Annotated in this window: 18 protein-coding genes and 1 pseudogene; 14 read left to right on the top strand and 5 right to left on the bottom strand. The window is 73.1% G+C overall.

What is annotated here, in order from left to right; all coding sequences use genetic code 11:
* Nucleotides 1-77 precede the first annotated feature (77 nt).
* Nucleotides 78-509, top strand: a complete 432-nt coding sequence (locus ABT245_RS31660; RefSeq protein ID WP_351740171.1) for an NUDIX hydrolase — start codon at nucleotides 78-80, stop codon at nucleotides 507-509.
* 216 nt (nucleotides 510-725) lie between these two features.
* Nucleotides 726-1,301, top strand: a complete 576-nt coding sequence (locus ABT245_RS31655) for an adenylosuccinate lyase (protein ID WP_351740169.1) — start codon at nucleotides 726-728, stop codon at nucleotides 1,299-1,301.
* Nucleotides 1,302-1,329: 28 nt separating this feature from the next.
* Here ABT245_RS31655 and ABT245_RS31650 read toward each other — a convergent pair whose 3' ends face one another.
* The 3 genes from ABT245_RS31650 to ABT245_RS31640 all read right to left on the bottom strand — a co-directional run bounded on the left by ABT245_RS31650 (nucleotide 1,330) and on the right by ABT245_RS31640 (nucleotide 4,717).
* Complete coding sequence (locus tag ABT245_RS31650) at nucleotides 1,330-1,728, bottom strand: RidA family protein (protein WP_351740167.1); 399 nt, start codon at nucleotides 1,726-1,728, stop codon at nucleotides 1,330-1,332.
* Nucleotides 1,729-1,789: 61 nt separating this feature from the next.
* Nucleotides 1,790-3,448 (bottom strand): alpha/beta hydrolase, encoded by a 1,659-nt coding sequence (locus tag ABT245_RS31645; protein WP_351740164.1) that lies wholly within the window; start codon nucleotides 3,446-3,448, stop codon nucleotides 1,790-1,792.
* Between the two features lie 207 nt (nucleotides 3,449-3,655).
* Entirely contained in the window at nucleotides 3,656-4,717 is a 1,062-nt protein-coding gene (locus ABT245_RS31640; RefSeq protein ID WP_351740162.1) for an Rv2578c family radical SAM protein, read from the bottom strand.
* A 156-nt stretch (nucleotides 4,718-4,873) separates the two neighbouring features.
* Between ABT245_RS31640 and ABT245_RS31635 the strand changes: the two genes are divergently transcribed.
* From ABT245_RS31635 to ABT245_RS31620, 4 genes are all read left to right on the top strand, one after another.
* On the top strand, nucleotides 4,874-5,317 hold the full coding sequence (locus ABT245_RS31635) for an SRPBCC family protein (RefSeq protein WP_351740159.1): 444 nt from the start codon (nucleotides 4,874-4,876) through the stop codon (nucleotides 5,315-5,317).
* Nucleotides 5,318-5,469: 152 nt separating this feature from the next.
* Complete coding sequence (locus ABT245_RS31630) at nucleotides 5,470-7,860, top strand: MFS transporter (RefSeq protein WP_351740156.1); 2,391 nt, start codon at nucleotides 5,470-5,472, stop codon at nucleotides 7,858-7,860.
* A 176-nt stretch (nucleotides 7,861-8,036) separates the two neighbouring features.
* A complete protein-coding gene (locus ABT245_RS31625; RefSeq protein ID WP_351740153.1) occupies nucleotides 8,037-10,481 on the top strand; it encodes a SpoIIE family protein phosphatase in 2,445 nt (814 codons plus the stop codon).
* Nucleotides 10,482-10,632: 151 nt separating this feature from the next.
* Entirely contained in the window at nucleotides 10,633-11,358 is a 726-nt protein-coding gene (locus tag ABT245_RS31620; protein ID WP_351740150.1) for a class I SAM-dependent methyltransferase, read from the top strand.
* Nucleotides 11,359-11,703: 345 nt separating this feature from the next.
* Here the strand turns inward: ABT245_RS31620 and ABT245_RS31615 are convergent, their stop codons facing one another.
* On the bottom strand, nucleotides 11,704-11,907 hold the full coding sequence (locus tag ABT245_RS31615) for a hypothetical protein (protein WP_351740148.1): 204 nt from the start codon (nucleotides 11,905-11,907) through the stop codon (nucleotides 11,704-11,706).
* 220 nt (nucleotides 11,908-12,127) lie between these two features.
* On the opposite strand from ABT245_RS31615, the gene ABT245_RS31610 reads away from it, so the two are divergent.
* The 6 genes and pseudogenes from ABT245_RS31610 to ABT245_RS31585 all read left to right on the top strand — a co-directional run.
* On the top strand, nucleotides 12,128-12,961 hold the full coding sequence (locus ABT245_RS31610) for a M55 family metallopeptidase (RefSeq protein WP_351740145.1): 834 nt from the start codon (nucleotides 12,128-12,130) through the stop codon (nucleotides 12,959-12,961).
* The gene (locus ABT245_RS31605) at nucleotides 12,954-14,258 is read left to right on the top strand and encodes a M20/M25/M40 family metallo-hydrolase (protein ID WP_351740142.1); all 1,305 of its coding nucleotides are present in this window, start codon (nucleotides 12,954-12,956) and stop codon (nucleotides 14,256-14,258) included. The genes ABT245_RS31610 and ABT245_RS31605 overlap by 8 nt, the downstream gene beginning before the upstream one ends.
* Before the next feature lie 3 nt (nucleotides 14,259-14,261).
* Nucleotides 14,262-16,226, top strand: coding sequence for an LpqB family beta-propeller domain-containing protein (locus tag ABT245_RS31600; RefSeq protein ID WP_351740139.1), 1,965 nt, complete (start codon nucleotides 14,262-14,264; stop codon nucleotides 16,224-16,226).
* Complete coding sequence (locus ABT245_RS31595) at nucleotides 16,223-17,146, top strand: S66 peptidase family protein (RefSeq protein ID WP_351740136.1); 924 nt, start codon at nucleotides 16,223-16,225, stop codon at nucleotides 17,144-17,146. The genes ABT245_RS31600 and ABT245_RS31595 overlap by 4 nt, the downstream gene beginning before the upstream one ends.
* 40 nt (nucleotides 17,147-17,186) lie before the next feature.
* Nucleotides 17,187-17,738 carry a GNAT family N-acetyltransferase gene (locus ABT245_RS31590; protein ID WP_351740133.1) on the top strand — a complete coding sequence of 184 codons (552 nt, stop codon included), beginning with the start codon at nucleotides 17,187-17,189 and terminating at the stop codon, nucleotides 17,736-17,738.
* A gap of 71 nt (nucleotides 17,739-17,809) precedes the next feature.
* A pseudogene (locus tag ABT245_RS31585) lies at nucleotides 17,810-18,025 on the top strand (arginase family protein); the annotation flags it as partial.
* 280 nt (nucleotides 18,026-18,305) lie between these two features.
* Here the strand turns inward: ABT245_RS31585 and ABT245_RS31580 are convergent.
* Nucleotides 18,306-18,653: a VOC family protein gene (locus tag ABT245_RS31580; protein WP_351740130.1), complete on the bottom strand. Its 348-nt coding sequence runs from the start codon at nucleotides 18,651-18,653 to the stop codon at nucleotides 18,306-18,308.
* A gap of 226 nt (nucleotides 18,654-18,879) precedes the next feature.
* Here ABT245_RS31580 and ABT245_RS31575 point away from each other — a divergent pair, with 226 nt between their 5' ends.
* Together ABT245_RS31575 and ABT245_RS31570 are read left to right on the top strand one after the other, a co-directional pair.
* Nucleotides 18,880-20,259: an NAD(P)/FAD-dependent oxidoreductase gene (locus tag ABT245_RS31575; RefSeq protein WP_351740128.1), complete on the top strand. Its 1,380-nt coding sequence runs from the start codon at nucleotides 18,880-18,882 to the stop codon at nucleotides 20,257-20,259.
* Nucleotides 20,256-22,103: a transketolase gene (locus tag ABT245_RS31570; protein WP_351740126.1), complete on the top strand. Its 1,848-nt coding sequence runs from the start codon at nucleotides 20,256-20,258 to the stop codon at nucleotides 22,101-22,103. The genes ABT245_RS31575 and ABT245_RS31570 overlap by 4 nt, the downstream gene beginning before the upstream one ends.
* Nucleotides 22,104-22,218 lie beyond the last annotated feature (115 nt).

The following is a 22,218-nucleotide window of genomic DNA, read 5'->3' as shown; positions in this document are numbered from 1 at the left end:
ACATGGGGCTGCTCGCGGCCTGATCCCCGCTAGAGTCCCCTACCGGTAAGGCGCCCCACCGGTAAGGACGAAGCACAGTGCCCCAGCAGCCCGTGAACGACGTGATGCTCATTCTGGAGCGCAACGGCGCAGTGTGCCTCGCCGAACGGCAGGGCACCGGCTACGCCGACGGGATGCTGAACCTCCCCTCCGGCAAACTCGACGACGACGAGGACGTGTTCGACGCCGTACGGCGCGAAGCGCTGGAGGAGATCGGCGTCACCGTCGAGAGAGACGCCCTACGGATCGTGCACGTCATGCACTTCCGGAACCCCGAGGGCGAGCCCCGAATCGGCTGGTTCTTCGTCGCCCGGCACTGGGAAGGCGAGCCCCGCAACATGGAGCCCCACAAGTGTGCGGGCCTGTCCTGGCATGCCGGTGACCACCTGCCGGACAACACCGTCCCGTACAACGCGCTGGGCATCGCCCACTGGCTCAAGGGCGAACCATTTTCCGTGCACGGATGGTAGAAGACCCGCTGAGCGCGACGTGCGACAGATCACGGCCGTTGATGTTCGGGCTGTGAGGGAGATCCGCCGAGGTTCCCCCGCGAGGGGCGCGGGGAACCGCGCGGCCGACCACGGTGCTGTCGCAGCCGAACGAGGACATGGCATGCCCGCTCGTAGCGGAATGCTCGGTTCGTCATGTGGGCCCCCGGGGTCGCACCATGCCCCTAACCTGGACGCGTGGACGAAGAGTTGCGATCACTCGCCGAGCGCTTACGGCAGGAGTCACGCGGAGCGGCCGCGTACCAGCGGCTGGTCGCGACGGACGACCCCGACGAACTGGCGGAGGTGCTCGTCGCGGCCGGACAGCCGCTGTGGGCCAGGGAACTGGCCGCGTTCCGGCTGGGCGTGGCGGGCGACCGGCGGGCATTCGAAGCCCTCGTGCTGCTGCTCAACCACCGCGACCCGGCGCGCTGTGCCTCCGCCGCCCACGCCCTCGCCCGGCTCGGCGACCCGCGCACGGCCCGTGCCGCCGCCGCCCTCGCCACCAACGAACTGCGCGTCGCCTACGCCCTGCACCCGGTCCGGCTCCTGGTGGAGCTGCGCGCCCCCGAGTCCGTGCCCGCGCTGATCACCACCCTGGAGCGGCGGCTGCACCCGCACGACCCTTACCACCGGGTGGCCCTCGCCTGTGTGGAGGGCCTGGGCGAGCTGGGCGACCCCCGGGCCAGGACCGTCCTCAACGAGGCCCTGGCCCACCCGGCGCTCGCCGACCCCGCGGCACACGCCCTGACCCGGATCCCCCCACAGGGCTGACGCCCGGTCAGCCGACGTAGCGGCACGGTCACTCGGTCACCACCGCGAACGCGTCTATCTCCATCAGGAACTCCGGGCGTACCAGCGCGGAGACCTGGACGGCGGAGGCCGCTGGGAGGCGGTCGTCGGGTATGTGGGCCGCGCGGGCCGTGCGGATCGCGGGCATGTGGGCCATGTCCGTGACGAAGTAGGTGAGTTTGACGACGTCCCCGAAGTCCGTGCCGGCGGCGGCCAGGCAGCGCCGCAGGTTCTCGAAGACCTGGCGGGCCTGGGCCACCGGGTCGCCCGCGCCGACGAGTTCGCCGTCCCCGTCCAGCGGGAGCTGGCCGGAGACGGCGACGAAACGGCCGGTGGCGGCCACGACATGGGTGTACTGGGCGGCGGGCGCGACCCCGTCGGGGGCGGGGATCCTGATCGGCTCACTCATGCGTCCATGGTGGACCACGGGTGTGACAACGCCCCGCGAGGCCGCGGGGATCGCGCGGTGCTCAGCCGCGGAAGCCGAGCAGACCGTGCAGGGCCGAGCCGCGGGAGGTGGTGGACGCCTCCTTGGTGCGCAGCGGCTTGGGGTCGGGTGTCCGCTCGCACACCGCGTCGGCGGCACCGCCGCCGCGTGGGACCGTACCGTCGGTCAGATAGCGGGCCAGGTGCTCGTCGAGGCAGGCGTTCCCGCTCAGCGTGATGCCGTGGTTCCCGCCGCCCTGCTCGACCACCAGGCTGGAGCCCGCCAGCAGACGGTGGACCGTGACACCGCCCGCGTACGGGGTGGCCGCGTCGTCGGTCGCCTGGAACAGCAGCGCCGGCGGCAGTTCGCCGTTGGCGATGTTCACCGGCCGCAGGGTGCCGGTGGGCCAGAAGGCGCACGACGCGTTGTACCAGGCGTTGTTCCAGGCCATGAACGGCGACTTCTCGTAGACCGCCCAGGTGTCCCGGTGCCAGCGGTTCCAGTCGCGCGGCCAGGAGGCGTCACGGCACTGCACCGCCGAGTAGACGCTGAAACCGTTGTCGCCGGACCCGTCGACGGCCCCGAAGTCGTCGTACGCCTCGATCAGCGGACCGGTCTTCCTGTCGTTCACGTACGCCGCGAACGCCTCGGCGAGATGGGGCCAGTAGCCGTTGAAGTAGCCGCCCGGCATGAAGGTGTCCTCCAGCTCCGCGGCACCGACCTTGCCGCCCGCGGGCCGCGCGGCCAGCGCCGCCCGCATCGCGTACCACTTGGCCTCGACCGCCTCCGGGTCCGTACCGAGCCGGTACGCGGAGTCGTGCCGGGCGATCCAGGCCATCAGGGCGCGGTGACGGTCGTCGAAGGCGTGGTCCTGGTTGAGGTTGTCCTCGTACCAGACGCCGGTCGGGTCGACGATCGAGTCCAGCACCAGACGCCGCACCCGCTGCGGATACAGCTTCGCGTAGACCGCGCCCAGGTAGGTGCCGTACGAGTAGCCGAGGTAGTTGACGCGCTGCGCGCCGAGGGCCTGCCGGATCACGTCCAGGTCCCGCGCGGCGCTCACGGTGCCGATGTGCGGCAGCACGTCCGCGTACTTCTTGCCGCAGTCCGCGGCGAAGGCCCGCGCGCGGGCCAGGTTTGCCCGCTCGATCGCGGATGTGCTCGGCACCGAGTCGGGCCGCACCGCGTCGAAGTGGCCGGGCCGGCAGTTGAGGGCGGGGGTGCTCCTGCCGACGCCGCGCGGGTCGAACCCGATGACGTCGTACTGGGCCGCCACCTTCTTGGGCAGCGCGGACGCGACGAAACCGGCGAGCCTCAGACCGCTGCCACCAGGGCCGCCCGGGTTGACCAGCAGCGGGCCCTGGAAGGCCTTGGCGGTGTGCGGGATCCGGGAGAGCGCGAGCGTGATCTGCCTGCCCTGCGGGTGCGCGTGGTCGAGCGGGGCCTTGAGGGACGCGCACTGGAGCGCCGGGTAGTCGGTGGTGCCGCACTTCTTCCAGGTGAGCTTCCTGGCCGGAGCGGCCGGAGCGGCCGGAGCGGCCGGAGCGGCCCGAGCGACAGAAGCGGCGGAAGCGGCAGGGCCGGCGGCAACGGCCTGGACGCCCGTGGCGGTGTGCCGCGGGCTCGCGCCGGCGGGCACGGCCGTGAGCGACCCGGCCACGACGGCGGCGGCAGCGCACAGCACGGCAGCGCGTGTTCTCATTGCGTCCTTCCGGGACGGGGAGGTCGGAGCCGCGAGGGTCGCGGTCCTCGCCGCATCGTCCCTAAGCGGGCGCCCGGAAGAACCTGTTCTGGTGATAGTTGACCCGATTGGGTCGCGGGATGCGCTCGAACGCTCACAGATCGCTGCGCTCGAACGCGCTCAGACCGCTGCCCTCGAACGCACTCAGACCGCTGCCCTCGAACGCACTCAGATCAGCGTGAGTTGCACCGGCTCGGCCGGCTCCGCGCCGTGGGCCGGCGGCAGCTCCGGCTCCGGCGGCCGGACGCGGCGCGGCATCCCCGCGCGCGTGGGGCCGATGCCGTACTCCCGGGCCAGCTCGTGCACCTGACGGGTGATCCGGCGCTGGTACCACTTCGGCGCGTACGCGCCCTCCGCGTACAGCCGCTCGTAGCGGCGCACCAGATGCGGGTGGTGCCGGCCGAGCCAGGCCATGAACCACTCCCGGGCCCCGGGCCGCAGATGCAGCACCAGCGGGGTGACAGAGGTCGCGCCGGCGGCCGCGATCGCCCGCACGGTGTCCCGCAGTTGGGCCGGGTGGTCGCTCAGGAACGGGATCACCGGCGCCATCAGCACACCGCAGCCGATGCCGTGCTCGCCGAGGGCGCGCACCACGTCCAGGCGGCGTTCGGGCGGGGGCGTGCCCGGCTCCACGGTGCGCCACAGACCGGGGTCGGTGAAGCCGACGGAGACGGAGATGCCGACGTCCGTCACCTCCGACGCCTGCTTGAGCAGGTCCAGGTCGCGCAGGATCAGTGTGCCCTTGGTGAGGATCGAGAAGGGGTTCGCGTGGTCGCGCAGCGCGGCGATGACGCCCGGCATCAGGCGGTAGCGGCCCTCGGCGCGCTGGTAGCAGTCGACGTTCGTGCCCATCGCGATGTGCTCGCCCCGCCAGCGCGCGGAGCCGAGCTGGCGGCGCAGCAGATCGGGCGCGTTCACCTTGACCACGATCTGGGTGTCGAAGCCGATCCCCGTGTCGAGGTCCAGATAGCTGTGGGTCTTGCGGGCGAAGCAGTACACGCACGCGTGCGAGCAGCCGCGGTAGGGGTTCACGGTCCATTCGAAGGGCATGCGTGAGGCGCCGGGCACCCGGTTGATGATCGAGCGGGCCCGGATCTCGTGGAAGGTGATCCCGCGGAACTCGGGCGAATCGAAGGTACGGGTGGTCACCGTGTCCGCGCCGAACAGGGCCGCGTCGGCCCGGCCGTGCGTCGGCCGGTCCGGCTCCACTGCGAGGTTCTCCCAGCGCATCACGCCTCCTTGGTAGCGCTGACCCCAGAATAGAACACCCGTTCGCATGATCGTGCAAGGGCGGTTCACGATCGCTTCGGGCCTCCCGATTTGGCCGCCGGGAACGGGGGTGGTTGGCTTGCCCCAACCCCGAGAACGAGGTCCTGGAGGAAGTCAATGGCGCAGGTCGAAGCCACTACGGAGCGGGTCGTCGCGGCGGACGCGGAGAAGGTGTTCGACGCCCTCGCCGACTACACCGGCACGCGCGCGAGGGTGCTGCCGGAGCAGTTCAGCGAGTACGAGGTGCGCGAGGGCGGCGACGGACAGGACACCGTCGTCCACTGGAAGCTCCAGGCCACCAGCAAGCGCGTCCGCGACTGCCTCCTGGAGGTCACCGAGCCCACCGACGGCGAACTGGTCGAGAAGGACCGCAACTCCTCCATGGTCACCGTCTGGCGGGTCACCCCGGCGGGCGAGGGCAGGTCCCGTGTCGTCGTCACCAGCACCTGGACCGGGGCCGGCGGCATCGGCGGCTTCTTCGAGCGGACCTTCGCGCCCAAGGGACTCGCCCGGATCTACGACGCGCTGCTCGCCAAGTTCGCCGCCGAAGTCGAGAAGTAGCCCAAGACGCCGGTGGCGAAGGGGCGTTGGCTTCCTCACCGGTTCGAGTGGATCTCCGAGTCGCCCGGCATGAATCCGTAACTCGTCGCGCTTGCTCGTAGTTGTCGCCCTTGCGCGGGACATGTGCGGCAGCGCGACGAGGGGAGCGATACGTGGGCGGGACGACTCTGGTGGAGCACGAGCCGGTGGCGGCACCTTCCGAGGTGCCGCTGCCGCCGCCCGCCCCCGCCCCCGAACTGAGCCGGAGGGGCGTCCGGCTGGTCTTCTTGGGGCTGATGCTCGCCCTGCTCCTCGCCGCGCTGGAGCAGATGATCGTCGCCACCGCGCTGCCCAAGATCGTCGGCGAGCTGCACGGCCTGGACAAGATGTCCTGGGCGATCACCGCGTATCTGCTCACGTCCACCGTGGGACTGCCGATCTACGGCAAGCTCGGCGACCTCTTCGGCCGCAAGGCCGTCTTCCAGTTCGCCATCCTCGTCTTCGTCATCGGCTCCGCGCTGGCCGGACGGGCGCAGAGCATGGACCAGCTGATCGCCTTCCGGGCCGTCCAGGGCATCGGCGCCGGCGGGCTGATGATCGGCGTGCAGGCGATCATCGCGGACATCGTGCCGCCCCGGGAACGCGGCCGGTTCATGGGCCTGATCGGCGCCGCCTTCGGCCTCGCCTCCGTCGCCGGACCGCTGCTCGGCGGCTACTTCACCGACCACCTGTCCTGGCGCTGGTGCTTCTACATCAACGTGCCCTTCGGTCTGGTCACCCTGGCCGTCATCAGCGTCGTACTGAAACTCCCCAAGCAGCGGGTGCGTGCCCGGCTCGACGTGCTCGGCGCGCTGCTGCTGGCCACCGCCTCCACCTGCCTGGTGCTGCTGACCAGTTGGGGCGGCACCGAGTACGACTGGGGCTCGCGCCAGATCCTCGGCCTCGGCGCGGGCGCCGCGGTGGCCACCGCCCTGTTCCTGGTCGCCGAGCACCACGCCGCCGAACCCCTCATCCCGCTCAGGCTGTTCCGGGACTCGGTGTTCACCATCACCGGGCTCGTCGGCCTCGTCATCGGCATCGCCCTGTTCGGCGCCGCCAGCTATCTGCCGACCTTTCTGCAGATGGTCGACGGGGCCACGGCGACCGAGTCGGGCCTGCTGATGCTGCCCATGATGGGCGGCATCGTCGGCGCCTCCATCGTCTCCGGACAGCTCATCAGCCGCACCGGCCGCTACAAGGTCTACCCCGTCCTCGGCGGGGTCCTCTCGGTGGCCGGGATGTGGCTGCTGTCCCGGCTGGAGATCGACACGCCCCGGCTGCACTACAGCATCTGGATGGCCGTCCTCGGCGCCGGCATCGGCATGGTGATGCCCGTTCTCATCCTGGCCGTGCAGAACTCCGTGCGCCCCGCCGACCTCGGCACCGCGACCAGCGCCAACAACTACTTCCGGCAGATCGGCGGCAGCGTCGGCGCCGCCGTCTTCGGCACCCTCTTCGCCGGCCGGCTCACCGACGCCCTGAGCGAACGCCTTCCCGCGCGGGCCGGCGCCCGGCTGCCGGACGCCGAATCGATCACCCCGCAGGTGGTCCACGCCCTGCCCCCGGCGCTGCGCGACGCCTACATCCGCGCCTATGCCGACGCGATGCCCCGGATCTTCCTCTATCTGGTCCCGGTGCTCGTGCTCGGCCTGCTCATCGCCTTCTTCCTCAAGGAGAAACCGCTGGTGTCCCACAACGCCCCCGTCACCGACCAGGAGACCGCGCAGGTGCACGCGACCATCCCGCAGGCCCGTTCGTCCCACGCCGCGGGCATCCCCGTCTGCGGCACGGTGCAGCACCCCGACGGCACCGTGGTGCCCCGCGCGGCCCTCACCCTCATCGATGTGGCCGGACAGCAGATCGGGCGGGGCGCGAGCGGCAACGACGGGCGGTACGCGCTGTCCACGCCGGGCTCCGGCGCATACGTCCTGATCGCCGCCGCGGGCGGCCACCAGCCGCAGGCCGTGTCCGTGACCGTCGGCGAGCGGCCGGTCGAACTGGACGTCGTCCTCGGCGGCGCGGGCCGCCTGGCCGGCTCCGTGCTCACCGCGGACGGCGCCCCGGTGCGGGACGCCAACGTCACACTGACCAACGCGCACGGCGAGGTCGTCGCCACCACCCGCAGCGGCCGCGAGGGCGGCTACGTCATCACCGAACTGGTCGCGGGCGAGTACACCCTCGCCGCCAGCGCGCCCGCCTTCCGGCCCGCCGCGCTCCCGGTCAGCGTGCAGGCGGCCCGGGAGACCCGCCAGGACGTCGAACTGGCGGGCGGCGCCGTGCTGCGCGGCACCGTGCGGGCCGGCGGCGGACGGCCCGTCGAGGACGCCCGTGTGACCCTGCTCGACGCGGCCGGCAATGTGGTGGACACGCTCACCACAGGCCCCGACGGAACGTTCCGGTTCGTCGATCTCTCCTCCGGCGAGTACACCGTCATCGCGGCCGGCTACCCGCCGGTGGCCACCGTCCTCCAGGTCGCGGGCGGCGGACGCACCGAGCGTGACCTCCAGCTGGGCCACGAGGACTGACCCGGCGCCCGGGGGCGCGAACCCACTCGTGCGCCCCCGGGACGCGCGTCTCGTGCGCCGGAGCGATCAAGCGGCGCCAATTCCGGCGTTGGCACACATCGCGACGGGGCGGCGCCGTACGGTGGTGACGGGCGGCACAGATCTTTGCGGAGCCGTGGGGAGAGGGGGCCTGGGCCATGGACCGTGGCACCGAGCGGGACGCACCTTTCAGCCGCGGGGCTGGTGACGGCGCGGCGGGCCGTATCCCGCTGGCCGTGGTCGTCGTCGACCGCGACGGCCTCGTGTCCCACTGGAGCACGGGCGCGCGGCGGCTGTTCGGCGCCGCCAAGGAGGAGGCCATCGGCCGCTCCGCGCTCGACCTGCTGCCCGTCACGGGAGCGCTCCCCGACGACGACGAGATCACCCCCTACGGGGCGTACGCCGGCTACGACGACGTCGGCCCCGGCCTGGAGTCCTCGCTCGACGGGCGGCTGAACTACCCCGCCGCGGGCCGCGCCCGCATCACTGCGCCGGACCGCGACCGCGTCGACGTGCTGTGGTGGGCGTACCCGCTGGTCGGCCCGGGCAGCGAGCGGCTGCTGGTGCTGGCCGCCGACGCGGACCGGCTGGGCCCGGGCGGCGGGGCCGGGACGGCGGCGTTCGAGCGGATAGCCCCCGGCTTCGCCCTGCACACCGACTTCCCCGGCGCCGACGAACTGGCCCGCCGGCTGCCCGAGATCCTGCCCAGCATGAGCGTCGGGGAGAGCGCCCGCATCGTCGCGCAGGTCCTCGAACTCGGCTACCCCATTCTGGAGTTCAGCCAGAACAACCGGGTGCCGGTGACCCCCGACTGGGGCGTGGCCCGGCGGACCGAGCGCCTGGCCCGGCGGGCCCGGGCGGACCGGGTCGCCGCGCAGGGCCTGCCCGTACCGGCGGAACTCGCCGACGAGGACGGTGAGGACCTGGAGTACGCCGCCGTCCGTGAACGCCTCGAATTCCTCAACGAGGTCAGCGGGCGCATCGGCACCTCCCTCGACCTGTCCCGGACCATCACGGAGGTCAGCAGGGCCGTCGTGCCCCGCTTCACCGACGTCGCCGGCACCTATCTGCGTGAACAGGTCGTCGCCGGTGAGGGCTTCCCCGACGGGGTGCCCGACACCACCACCATGTGGCACCGGGTGGCCGTCGAGCACACCGACGAACCCGGCCGCTGGGACGATGTCGTACCGGTCGGCGAGGCCATGCCGTTCCCGGCGCACACCCCGTTCTTCCAGTGCATGACCACCGGCGAACCCGTCCTCGTGCCGCGCATCAGCGAGGAGATGGGGCACGCCATCGCCTCGCAGTTCGAGAAACGCGACATCCGGCCCCTCATCAACAACCGCTCCATGCTGGTGGTGCCGCTGAAGGCACGCAACGTCGTCCTCGGCTTCATGATCCTGCTGCGTCACCCCGAGCGCGCCGAGTTCAACGACATGGACCGGGTCACCGGAGCCGAACTCGCCGCCCGCGCGGGCCTCGTGCTGGACAACGCGCGCATGTACACCTACCAGGAGAGCGTCGCCGAGACCCTCCAGGACAGCATGCTGCCGCATATCCCGCCGCGCATGGCGGGCTGCGACATCGCCACCCGGTATCTGCCCGGCACCCTGCTGGGCCGGGTCGGCGGCGACTGGTTCGACTGCGTCAAGCTGCCCGGCGCCCGCACCGCGCTCGTCGTCGGCGACGTCATGGGGCACGGCCTCAACTCGGCCGCGATGATGGGGCAGTTCCGCACCGCGGTGCAGACCATGGCCGCCCTCGACCTGCCGCCCGCCCAGCTGCTGCGCAACCTCGACGACCTCGCCCAACGGCTCGGTGACAGCTACCTCGCCACCTGCCTGTACGCCGTCTACGACCCGATCGAGAGCGAGCTGCTGATCGCCAACGCGGGCCATATCCCGCCGGTCCTGGTGCGCGCGGACGGCCGCAGCGAACTGCTCGACCTGCCGACCGGCGCCCCCATAGGCGTCGGCGGTGTGCCCTTCGAAGCGGTGCGGGTGCGGGTGGAGGCCGGGGACCGGCTGGTGATGTGCACCGACGGCCTCGTGGAGGTGCGCGGCGAGGACATCGGCGTGGGCCTCGCGACGCTCTGCGAGTCCGCGGCCCATCCGGCGGCGTCCATGGACGACGCCTGCGACACGATCATCCGCGCCCTCAACACGCGCGGCGGACGCAAGGACGACGTGGCCCTGCTGATGGCGCGGCTCAACGGCATCGCGCCCGAGGACGTCGCCGAGTGGCGGCTCGGTCTGGCTCCCGCCGAGGTCGGCCGGGCCCGCGCAGCGGTCCGCGAGCAACTGCACGCATGGGGCCTCGCCCGGCTCGCCGACAGCGCCGAGCTGATGGTCAGCGAGCTGGTCACCAACGCCGTACGGCACTCGCACAGCCGCCCCGTCCAGCTGCGGCTGGTGCGCGGCGCCACGCTGCTGTGCGAGGTGGACGACGACGATCACACCCTGCCGACCCTGCTGAGCGCCGGACCCGACGACGAGACGGGGCGCGGGCTGCGTGTGGTGAGCACGCTGGCCCGGGAGTGGGGCACGAGCCGTACGACCGCCGGGAAGACGGTCTGGTTCGAACTGACCTCACGGCGCGGCTGACCGCCCGCTCCCGGGGGGCGCGCGACGGGGTACGGGAACCGTGGGCGTGGTGAAGACGCGCGCCGTGCGCTTGTCGTCACGACCCGCGCACGATAGACCGTACGGGCCCGTCACACACGGCGGACGAGCGTCGCACCCTGGGGAGTTGGGCATGAGCGTGACGAGTCGGTACCAGGCGGCCTGGGAGGGTTTCTGGCGTGAGGCGCCGCACGAGCCGGGGGCGGTGTTCTGGGACGCCGACCCCGAACTGACGGCCAAGGTCCACCTGTCCCTGTGGAAACCGCATCTGACGGACCCCACCCTGCCGCTGATAGACCTGGGCTGCGGCAACGGCACCCAGGCCCGGTTCCTCGCCGATCGCTTCCCGCGCGTGCTGGGCGTGGACGTCGCCGAGGCGGCCCTGGAACACGCCCGGCGCGCCGACCCCGCGGGCCGGGCGGAATACCGGCTGCTGGACGCCGTCGACAAGAGCGACGCCGAGGCGCTGCACACGGAACTCGGCGACGCGAACGTCTATATGCGGGGTGTGCTGCACCAGTGCGAACCGGACGACCGCCGGCCGCTCGCGGACGCGCTCGCGACCCTCGTGGGGGAGCGCGGCCGGGTCTTCCTGGTCGAGCCGTCCGAGGCCGCCCGCCCGGTCCTGCGGGGTCTGGCCCAGAGCCCCGCGGGCCCGCCCCCGAAGCTCGCCCCGGTCTTCCGCCATGGCATAGAGCCCGGCGCGGTGGCCGACGACGCGGTGCCCGGGTATCTGCGCGCGGCCGGGCTCACCGTCCTGGCGAGCGGCGAACTGCCGCTCGTCACGACGCAGTCCGCTCCGGACGGCACCCGCATCGAGCTGCCGTCCCAGTGGCTGGCGGCCGGGGCACCCGCATGACACCCCCGCGCTCCGCTGCGGTGTGGCGCCTGGTCGCGCAGTTCCCCGCGCCCCTTCGCGGTTCGTTGTGGGGCGGCATGCGGTGGTGCGTCTGCGGGGGCGTTGTGGCTGGTTGTGCAGTCCCCCGCGCCGCTACCGCGACTCGTTGTGGGGGCCGTATGCGGTGATGCGTCTGCGGGAGGGGTGTGGCTGGTCGCGCAGCTCCCCGCGCTCCTTCGGGGCGGTGCCCGCACCCGCCCGGCGAGTACGCGTCCGGCCGTCTGTCCGGGGTCCTCGCGGGTAGGCCGCCGCGGGCCACGTGCCGGACCGGCCCGCGGTCTGTGCAAGACGGGCCGTCCCGGTGTCTCAGCGGCCGGGGGGCTCCGCGAGGGATGCGTGGGCGAGCAGGAGGCGGGCCAGGTCGCGGGCCTCGTCCGCGGTCAGCGCCGCCCAGGTGCCCGGCTCGCCGTCCCGGTCCTGCCCCACGTCCAGCGTGACCCGGCTGATCGGCTTCTCCGGTGAGGCCAGCCGCAGGCACTTCACCGCGATCCGCCGGCCGCAGGACGTCACGAAAAACGCGCCTCTGGCCGTGCCCGCCGAGCCCGGCCGCTCCTGACCTGTCATTACTCCCACGCCCTTCCCGGCCCGTCGTCGTTCTTCGAGGGGCCCCGCCGGTACCCGACAGGGTATGGACGACAGCGCCGGCCGGGGCCGGAATGTTCCCGAGCCACGGAGCATTCCGCGGCCCGCTCGTGGCCGGCCGGCTCGGCAGCGCGTAACGTGGCGCGGCATGAAGATCCTCATCAGTGCGGACATGGAGGGCGCGACCGGCGTCACCTGGCCGGCCGACGTGCTGCCGGGGACGCCGCAGTGGGAGCGGTGCCGGTCGATGTTCACCTCCGACGTCGACGCCGCGGTCCGCGGCTTCCTGGACGGCGGAGCCGACGAGGTCCTCGTCAACGAGGCCCACTGGACCATGCGCAATCTGCTCCTGGAGCGGCTCGACGAGCGGGCGCAGATGCTCACCGGACGGCACAAGTCCCTGTCCATGGTGGAGGGCGTGCAGCACGGGGACGTGGACGGCATCGCCTTCGTCGGCTACCACGCGGGCGCCGGCATGGAGGGGGTCCTCGCACACACCTATCTCGCCAACTCCATCACCGGGGTGTGGCTGAACGGCGTACGGGCCAGTGAAGGACTCCTGAACGCCCATGTCGTCGCCGAGTACGGGGTGCCCGTCGTCCTCGTCACCGGGGACGACGTGGCGTGCGAGGACGCGCTCGGCTACGCGCCGCAGGCGCTCAAGGTCGCGGTGAAGGACCATGTCTCGCGCTACGCGGCCGTGTGCCGCACGCCGGCCAGGACCGCCGCCGACATCCACACCGCGGCCAAGGAGGCCGCCACGCTCGCGGTGCGGCACGAACCGGTCCACGCGGGCCCGTTCACCATCGCCCTGGAGTTCGACGCCGAGCACCTGGCGCAGGCCGCCACCGTCGTGCCGGGCGTCGAGCGCACCGGCGAGCGCAAGGTGGCGTACACCAGCGGCACCATGTACGAGGGGATCCGCAGCTTCAAGGCGGTCACCACCATCGCCTCGGCCGCAGTGGAGGAGCAGTATGGCTGACGAGCGCGCGCTGGACGAGGTCGTCCGGTTCACCTCCGAGCTGATCCGGATCGACACCACCAACCGCGGCAATGGCGACTGCCGGGAGCGGCCCGCCGCCGAGTACGCGGCCGAGCGACTGGCGGGCGCGGGCCTCGAACCCACCCTGGTCGAACGCACCCCGGGCCGGACGAATGTCGTCGCCCGCGTCGAGGGCACCGACCCGTCGGCGCCGGCCCTGCTGCTCCACGGTCATCTGGACGTCGTCCCGGCGCAGGCCGACGAGTGGAGCGTGCACCCCTTCTCCGGCGAGATCCGCGACGGGGTCGTCTGGGGCCGGGGCGCCGTCGACATGAAGAACATGGACGCGATGATCCTCGCCGTGGTGCGGGCCTGGGCGCGCGAGGGCGTGCGCCCCCGGCGCGATGTCGTCGTCGCCTTCACCGCCGACGAGGAGGCCAGCGCGGAGGACGGCTCCGGGTTCCTCGCCGACCGGCACGCCCATCTCTTCGAGGGGTGCACCGAGGGTGTCAGCGAGTCGGGCGCGTACACCTTCCACGACGGCGCCGGACGCCAGATCTATCCGATCGCCGCCGGTGAGCGCGGCACGGGCTGGCTGCGGCTCACCGCGCACGGCCGGGCGGGGCACGGCTCCAAGGTCAACCGGGAGAACGCGGTGACCCGGCTGGCCGCCGCCGTCACCAGGATCGGCGAGCACGAGTGGCCGCTGCGGCTCACCCCGACCGTGCGTGCCGCCCTGGCCGAACTCGCCGCCCTGTACGGCGTCGAGGCGGACCTGGACGACGTGGACGGGCTGCTGCTGAAGCTCGGCCCGGCCGCCAAACTGGTGGAGGCGACGGTCCGCAACAGCGCCAACCCGACCATGCTGGAGGCGGGTTACAAGGTCAATGTGATCCCGGGCGAGGCCGTCGCCTTCGTCGACGGGCGGTATCTGCCGGACGGCGAGGACGAGTTCCGCGCCACCCTCGACCGGCTGACCGGACCGGACGTCGACTGGGAGTTCCACCACCGGGAGGTCGCCCTCCAATCGCCGGTGGACTCACCGACGTTCGCCCTGATGCGGGCCGCCGTGGAGGAGTTCGCGCCCGAGGGGCATGTCGTGCCGTTCTGCATGTCGGGCGGCACGGACGCCAAGCAGTTCTCCCGGCTCGGCATCACCGGCTACGGCTTCACACCGCTCAGGCTCCCCGAGGGCTACGACTACCAGGCCATGTTCCACGGGGTCGACGAGCGGGTGCCGGTGGAGGCGCTGCACTTCGGCGTCCGCGTCCTCGACCGTTTCCTGCGGACGGCCTAGCCGATGGGGGATCGCATGCGGACCATGGCGTACGGCTCCTGGCCCTCGCCCATCGACGCGGCCCTGGCCGCCGCGCACGACGGCCACCCCGAGTGGCTGGGCCTCGTCGGCGACGAGATCTGGTGGACCGAACCGCGGCCGCAGGAGGGTGGACGCCGGACTCTGGTGCGGCGCCCCGCCGACGGGGCGGAGGAGTCGCTGCTGCCCGCGCCGTGGAACGTGCGCAGCCGCGTCATCGAGTACGGCGGTCACCCCTGGGCCGGTGCCGTGCGCGAGGGCCGGCCGCTCGTCGTGTTCGTGCACTTCGCCGACCAGAGGCTGTACCGGTACGAGCCGGGCGGCGAACCGCGCCCGCTCACACCCGTCTCGCCGGTCGGCGGCGGACTGCGCTGGGCCGAGCCGCGGCTCGACCTGGAACGCGGCGAAGTGTGGTGCGTACTGGAGGAGTTCACCGGCGAGGGGCCCGGCGACCTGCGGCGCGTCGCGGCGGCCGTGCCGCTGGACGGCTCCGCCGCCGAGGACCGCGGCGCCGTGCGCGAACTCACCGCCGAACGGCACCGGTTCGTCACCGGACCCCGGCTCTCGCCGGACGGCCGGCGCGCCGCCTGGCTCGCCTGGGACCATCCGCGCATGCCCTGGGACGGTACGGAACTGATCGTCGCCGATGTCACGGCCGACGGCACCCTGCGCGGGGCGCGGACGGTCGCCGGGGGACCGGCCGAGTCCGTCGCCCAGGCCGACTGGGCGGCCGACTCAAGCCTGCTGTACGCGAGCGACCGCAGCGGCTGGTGGAACCTGTACCGCGACGGCACCCCGCTGTGCCCGCGCGAGGAGGAGTTCGGCGGGCCGCTGTGGAAGCTCGGGCACCGCTGGTTCGCCCCGCTGGACAGCGGACTGATCGCGGTCGTGCACGGCCGCGGCGCGAAGGCCCTGGGCACCCTCGACCCGGAGACCGGCGAACTGGCCGACGCGGTGGGACCCTGGTCCGAGTTCGAGCCGACGCTCGCGGCGCACGGCGACCGGGTCGTCACCGTCGGCGCCGGCCCGCACAGCGGGTACGAGGTCGTCGAACTGGACACCGGCACCGGCCGGGCCCGGGTGATCGGCGCCCCGCACACCGACCCGGTCGACCCGGCCCTGTACCCGCAGCCGCGGGTGCGCACCTTCGCCGGCCCTGGCGGACGCGAGGTGCACGCCCACATCCACCCGCCCCACCACCCGGGCGTCAGGGCACCGGACGGCGAACTCGCGCCCTATGTGGTCTGGGCGCACGGCGGGCCCACCGGCCGCGCCCCGCTGGTGCTGGACCTGGAGATCGCCTACTTCACCTCCCGGGGCATCGGGGTCGCCGAGGTCAACTACGGCGGCTCCACCGGGTACGGCCGCGAGTACCGGGACCGGCTGCGCGAGCAGTGGGGCGTCGTCGACGTCGAGGACTGCGCCGCCGTAGCCCTCGCCCTCGCCGAGGAGGGCACCGCCGACCCGGGCCGGCTCGCGATCCGCGGCGGCAGCGCGGGCGGCTGGACCAGCGCGGCCTCCCTGACGAACACGGACATCTACGCCTGCGGCACCATCGTCTACCCGATCCTCGACCTCACCGGCTGGGGCACGGGAGAGACCCACGACTTCGAGTCGCGGTACCTGGAGGGACTGGTCGGGCCGCTCGCCGAGGTCCCCGAGCGCTATGCGGAGCGGTCGCCGGCCGAGCACGCCGACCGGATCTCCGCGCCGTTCCTGCTGCTACAGGGCCGGGACGACGTGATCTGCCCGCCCGTGCAGTGCGAACGACTCCTCGCCCGGATCGCCGGGCGCGGGGTGCCGCACGCCTACATCGCCTTCGCGGGGGAGGGGCACGGCTTCCGGAAGGCCGAGACGCTTGTGCGCGCCCTGGAGGCCGAACTCTCCCTGTACGCCCAGGTGTTCGGGCTGGATGTGGCGGGGATCCAGAAGCTGGAGCTGGTGACGTGAGAGCACTCGTACGGCCGCCGCGGCTGGTCCCCGGGGCGCGGGTCGCGGTGGTCGCGCCGAGCGGCCCGGTGGCCGAGGAACGCCTCGCGGCGGGACTCGACATCCTGCGCGGCTGGGACCTCGACCCGGTCGTGCAGCCCCATGTGCTGGACCGGCACGGCCGGCTGGGCTATCTGGCGGGTACGGACGCCGACCGGGCCGCCGACCTACAGCGGGCCTGGTGCGATCCGGATGTGGCCGCGGTGCTGTGCGCCCGCGGCGGCTACGGCGCACAGCGCATGGTGGACCTGCTGGACTGGGCGGCGCTGCGGGCGGCCGGCCCCAAGGTGCTCGTCGGCTTCAGCGACGTCACCGTGCTGCACCAGGCGTTCGCCGCCCGGCTCGGCCTGGTCACGCTGTACGGGCCCGCGGCGGCGGGTGTCGACTTCGTCAAGAACCCGCGGACGCAGGACCATCTGCGGGCCACCCTGTTCGCCCCGGAGAGCGTCCGCACGATCGCCTCGGGCAGGCCCGCGCTGGTGCCGGGCCGGGCCCGCGGGGTCACTCTCGGCGGATGCCTGAGCCTGCTCGCCGCCGACGTCGGCACGCCGCTCGCCCCACCGGTCGCCCGGGGCGGCCTGCTGCTCCTGGAGGACGTCGGCGAGGCGCCGTACCGCGTCGACCGGCTGCTGACCCAGCTGGTGCGCTCCGGACGGCTGGACGGCGTGGCCGGGATCGGCCTGGGATCATGGGCCGGCTGCGGGCCGTACGAGCAACTGCGGGCGGTCTTCGCCGACCGCCTCGGCGGACTCGGCGTACCCGTCCTGGAAGAGATCGGGTTCGGTCACTGCGACGCGGCGCTGACGGTGCCGTTCGGTGTGACGGCCGAGTTGGACGCGACCGCGGGCACCCTGACCCTCGACGAACCGGCCCTGCGCTGACCGCGGGGGCCGGGCCACCGCAGGGGCGTAGGGTGGCGGGATGCCGCACAGCCAGTCGCGCTATCTCGCCGAGGGCCCCCGGGTGGGCATACGGCCCTTCACCCTCCGGGACGGCCCGGAGTTCACCGCCCGCGCCCGGCAGAGCAAGGACCTGCACCACCCGTGGCTGTTCCCGCCGCTCACCGACGCCGCGTACGCCGGGTACGCGGGCCGGCTGATCGAGGACCCGACGAAGGCCGGGTTCCTGGTCTGCGAGAAGGACGGCGGGGCCATCGCCGGGTTCATCAACATCAACAACATCGTCGGGGGCGGCTTCCAGTGCGGCGTCCTCGGATACGGCGCCTTCGCGCACGCGGCCGGGCGCGGGCTGATGCGCGAGGGTCTTGACCTGGTGATCGGGTATGCGTTCGGGCCGCTGCGGCTGCACCGGCTGGAGATCAACGTCCAGCCGGGCAACGCCCCCTCCATAGCCCTCGCCCGAGGCGCCGGGTTCCGCCTTGAGGGCTTCTCACCGGACATGATCTTCATTGACGGGGCCTGGCGGGACCATGAACGCTGGGCGATCACCGCCGAGCTGCGGGCTGCCGGTTGATCTCCACGGCGTCCTGAGACCCCTCCCCGGACTTCCGACACCCCGGCAACTCCTCCCGGACCGGCGAGGCCGAGACACCCCAACTGGACGGTTTCTGGGTGCACTTGAACGCCGATGCACTCGATCCCCCGGTCCCGCCCGCCGTCGCCGGCCCCGACGGCCTGCTGCCCGACGAACTCATCGCCCAGCCCGGCCCGTTGCTGGCCTCCCCGCGGTGCGCCGGCTTCAACCTCACCCTCTGCGACCGCGACCTGGATCCGGACGGCACGGCCTACGCCGTGGTCGCCGCCTTTGCGCAGTCCTGGCCGGTAGACCGGCTACGAGCTGCTGCGCAGCCTGCTGCCGGTCCGGGTACGGGACGGCTACGACCGGGCGTGCGCCGCGCCCTCTCGACGCGATCGTGGAGGGCGCGGAGGCGATCGGTCGGCTGTGGTGCCGGCTCAGCGATGAGCCGCTGCCCGCCCGCTACGACCTCCGCATGGGCCCGGCCACCCCCTGACGGCGGCCCGCCGTACCCGACCGGAAGCGTGCACCTGTCGTCGGGTGCCGCCGGCGGGCCGTGCTCGGTCAGGCGCGGTGGTCCACGTACTCGAACAGGGAACCGTCCGGGTGCATGGCGAGCAGATTGCGGCCCGCCGGGGTGGCCACCGGACCCGCCAGGACCTGCGCGCCGAGGTCCGTCAGCAGCCGGTGGGCCTCGTCCACGTCCTTGACCGCGACCGTCGCGGTCACCTTGCGCAGCAGCTCCAGCTCGGCCTCCGGGCCGCTCATCAGCAGGAAGGAGCCGACCGCGGCGACCCGCACGCCACCGCGTTCGGAGCGCACCGCACGGCCGCCCGTCAGACGTTCGTAGAAGGGGACCGCGGTATCGAGGTCGTCGACGCAGATGCGCAGCGAGGCGCCCAGAATCTCCATGCCCATGAGCCTAGTTGGGCCGCACGGCCGAGACGCCCGCTTCCCGCGATCACTCACCGTACCCGGCCACACCCTTCGCACGGCCGCCCATCGGACAGCGCACCCCGGCCTTACGCCCGAGGCCGCACCCCCGGTCACCGTGCGCCGGTCGCGGACCCGCGGGTTTGAGTGCGGCCCGCAGGGGGACGCGGAGGGCTCGGAACAGTCGTAACGCCGGAGGCCCACCGTGAGGCGACCCCGTATCGTGATCGTCGGAGCCGGTTTCGCCGGATACCGTGCGGCGCGTGCCCTGTCCCGGCGCGCCCGGCAGCGGGCCGACATCACCCTGCTGAACGCGACCGACTATTTCCTGTACCTGCCGCTGCTGCCCCAGGTCTCCGCGGGCGTCCTGGAGCCGCGCCGCGTCGCCGTCTCGCTGCCCGGCACCCTGCCCGACGTGCGGCTGGTGCTCGGCGTCGCGGACCGCGTCGACCTCGACGGGCGGGCCGTGCGCTACACCGACCCCGAGGGCCGCACGGGCACCCTCGACTACGACCGGCTGGTGCTCGCCGTCGGCAGCGTCAACAAACTGCTGCCGGTACCCGGTGTGGCCGAGCACGCGCACGGCTTCCGCGGCCTGCCCGAGGCCCTGTACCTGCGCGATCACGTGACCCGGCAGCTGGAGCTGGCCGTCGCCGACGATCCGCGCACCGCCGCCGCGCGCTGCACCTTCGTCGTGGTCGGCGCCGGTTACACCGGCACCGAGGTGGCCGCGCACATGCAGCGGTCCACCGCGGACCAGGCGCGCAGCAGGGTGCTGCCGGACGGGGTGCGGCCCCGCTGGCTGCTGCTGGACATCGCCCCGCGCGTCCTGCCCGAGCTGGACGAACGCCTCTCGCGCACCGCCGACCGCGTACTGCGGCAGCGGGGCGTAGAGGTCCGCATGGGCACCTCGGTGCAGGAGGCCACCCACGACGGGGTACGGCTCACCGACGGCGAGTTCATCGCGACCCGCACGCTGGTGTGGTGCGTGGGCGTCCGGCCCGATCCGCTCGTCGAGGACGTCGGCCGACCGCTGGAGCGCGGCCGGCTGGTCGTCGACCCCTGTCTGCAGGTGCCCGGTCACCCCGAGGTCTTCGCGTGCGGGGACGCGGCGGCGGTGCCGGACCTGGAGCACCCCGGCAAGCTCACGCCGATGACGGCCCAGCACGCCTGGCGGCAGGGCGCGGTCGCGGCGGCCAACGTGGCCGCCTCGCTCGGCGCCGGACAGCGCCGCCCCTACCGCCATCGCGACCTGGGCTTCGTCGTCGATCTCGGCGGCGCCCGGGCCGCCGCCGACCCGCTCGGCATACCGCTCTCCGGCCTGCTGGCGGGGGCGGTCACCCGTGGCTACCACCTGGCGGCGATGCCCGGCAACCGGGCCCGGGTCGCCGCCGACTGGCTGCTGGACACCGTACTGCCGCCGCCCGCCGTCCAGTTGGGGCTGGTGCGCTCCTGGTCGGTGCCGCTGGACACCGCCTCACCCGAACTGGCCCGGGTGCCGGGCGGACCCGGAGCGCACACCGGGAGCCACCCCGCGCCCGGACCGGTCCGGCGCACCGACACCCCCGCGGAAGGAGACTCATGAAAACCGCTGAACTCAACGATCTCGCCCAGCAGTTGCGCGTGGACAGCGTGCGCGCCTCGGCGGCGGCCGAGTCCGGGCACCCCACCTCCTCGATGTCCGCAGCGGAGCTGATGGCGGTGCTGCTCGACCGCCATCTGCACTACGACTTCGAGCGCCCCGCCCATCCGGCCAACGACCGCTTCGTCCTCTCCAAGGGGCATGCCTCGCCGCTGCTGTACGCCGCCTACAAGGCGGCCGGCGCCGTCGACGACGCCGAACTGCTGACGTTCCGCGCGCTCGGCAGCAGGCTGGAGGGCCATCCGACCCCGCGGCGGCTGCCCTGGGTGGAGACGGCCACCGGCTCGCTCGGCCAGGGGCTGCCGGTCGGTGTCGGCATCGCGCTGGCCGGCAAGCGGCTGGACCGCACCGGCTACCGGGTCTGGGTGCTGTGCGGGGACAGCGAACTGGCCGAGGGCTCCATCTGGGAGGCCGCCGAACACGCGGCGTACGAGCACCTGGACAATCTCACGGCGATCGTGGACGTCAACCGGCTGGGCCAGCGCGGTCCGACCCGGCACGGCCACGACCTCGACGCGTACGCCCGCCGGTTCCACGCCTTCGGCTGGCACACGGTGGAGATCGACGGCCATGACGTCGACGCCGTCGACCGCGCCTACGCCGAGGCCGAGTCCACCAGCGGGCAGCCCACCGTGATCCTCGCCCGCACCCTCAAGGGCAAGGGCGTCGCCGCCGTCCAGGACCGCGAGGGCCTGCACGGCAAGCCGCTGCCCGACGCGCAGGACGCCATCGCCGAGCTGGGCGGCCAACGCGACCTGCGGGTACGGGTGCGGGAGCCGCATGCCGCCCGGACCCTGCGCTCGGCCCCGACGGAGCCCCTGGACCTGCCCCGCTACGAGCTGGGGGACAAGGTGGCCACCAGGGACGCGTTCGGCAAGGCGCTCGCCGCGCTCGGCACCGCCCGCGGGGACGTCGTCGCCCTGGACGGAGAGGTCGGCGACTCCACCCGTACCGAGTTCTTCGCCAAGGAGCACCCCGACCGGTTCTTCGAGTGCTACATCGCCGAACAGCAGCTGGTCGCCGCTGCGGTGGGCATGGCGGCGCGCGGCTGGGTGCCGTACGCCTCGACGTTCGCCGCCTTCTTCACGCGCGCGTTCGACTTCGTGCGCATGGCGTCGATCAGCGGCGCCGGCATCAACCTGGTCGGCTCGCACGCGGGTGTCGCGATCGGCCAGGACGGGCCCTCCCAGATGGGTCTGGAGGACCTGGCGATGTTCCGGAGCGTGTACGGCTCGACGGTGCTGTACCCGTGCGACGGCAACCAGACCGCGAAGCTCGTCGCCGCCATGGCCGGCCTGGACGGCGTCCGCTACCTGCGTACCTCGCGCGGCGGCGGCCCGGTCGTCTACGGCCCGGACGAGGAGTTCCCCATCGGCGGCAGCAAGGTGCTGCGCTCCTCCGCCGAGGACCGGCTGACCGTGGTGGCCGCCGGGGTCACCGTGCCCGAGGCCCTGACCGCCGCCGATCTGCTGGCGGACGAGGAAATTCCGGTCCGGGTCATCGACCTGTACTCGGTCAAGCCCGTCGACCGGCACACCCTGCGCCGGGCCGCCGAGGAGACCGGCTGTCTGCTCACCGTGGAGGACCACCACGAGGAGGGCGGCATCGGCGACGCCGTGCTCGACGCGTTCGTGGACGGCAGGCCGGTGCCCCGGCTGGTGCGGCTTGCGGTGCGGACGATGCCGGGGTCGGCCGCGCCCGACGAGCAGTTGCACGCCGCGGGCATCGACGCCCAGGCGATCGTGGCGGCGGGCCGGCGGCTCGCGCTGGAGCCCGCCGCCAGGTAAGAGCGGCCAGGCGGGTGCCGCGGAGGGGCGGCACGAGCCGGGGGGGGGGGGGGGGGGGCCCCCCCCCCCCCCCCCAGGAACGAAAAGAGGGAGAAAAGGAAGATAAAGAAAAATT

It is taken from the genome of Streptomyces sp. NPDC001508 (genome assembly GCF_040298665.1).
Taxonomy (GTDB): Bacteria; Actinomycetota; Actinomycetes; order Streptomycetales; family Streptomycetaceae; genus Streptomyces.
The sequence above is the reverse complement of the archived record's forward strand: the minus strand, read 5'-3'. Positions and strand labels throughout refer to the sequence as shown.

Excerpts from the sequence above, each read along its gene's own strand:
- ABT245_RS31620 (WP_351740150.1), top strand. The coding sequence starts at position 10,633 with ATGAGCGTGACGAGTCGGTACCAGGCGGCCTGGGAGGGTTTCTGGCGT.
- ABT245_RS31640 (WP_351740162.1), bottom strand. The coding sequence starts at position 4,717 with ATGCGCTGGGAGAACCTCGCAGTGGAGCCGGACCGGCCGACGCACGGC.
- ABT245_RS31600 (WP_351740139.1), top strand. The coding sequence starts at position 14,262 with ATGGGGGATCGCATGCGGACCATGGCGTACGGCTCCTGGCCCTCGCCC.
- ABT245_RS31605 (WP_351740142.1), top strand. The coding sequence starts at position 12,954 with ATGGCTGACGAGCGCGCGCTGGACGAGGTCGTCCGGTTCACCTCCGAG.
- ABT245_RS31570 (WP_351740126.1), top strand. The coding sequence starts at position 20,256 with ATGAAAACCGCTGAACTCAACGATCTCGCCCAGCAGTTGCGCGTGGAC.
- ABT245_RS31625 (WP_351740153.1), top strand. The coding sequence starts at position 8,037 with ATGGACCGTGGCACCGAGCGGGACGCACCTTTCAGCCGCGGGGCTGGT.
- ABT245_RS31645 (WP_351740164.1), bottom strand. The coding sequence starts at position 3,448 with ATGAGAACACGCGCTGCCGTGCTGTGCGCTGCCGCCGCCGTCGTGGCC.
- ABT245_RS31650 (WP_351740167.1), bottom strand. The coding sequence starts at position 1,728 with ATGAGTGAGCCGATCAGGATCCCCGCCCCCGACGGGGTCGCGCCCGCC.
- ABT245_RS31590 (WP_351740133.1), top strand. The coding sequence starts at position 17,187 with ATGCCGCACAGCCAGTCGCGCTATCTCGCCGAGGGCCCCCGGGTGGGC.
- ABT245_RS31610 (WP_351740145.1), top strand. The coding sequence starts at position 12,128 with ATGAAGATCCTCATCAGTGCGGACATGGAGGGCGCGACCGGCGTCACC.
- ABT245_RS31635 (WP_351740159.1), top strand. The coding sequence starts at position 4,874 with ATGGCGCAGGTCGAAGCCACTACGGAGCGGGTCGTCGCGGCGGACGCG.
- ABT245_RS31580 (WP_351740130.1), bottom strand. The coding sequence starts at position 18,653 with ATGGAGATTCTGGGCGCCTCGCTGCGCATCTGCGTCGACGACCTCGAT.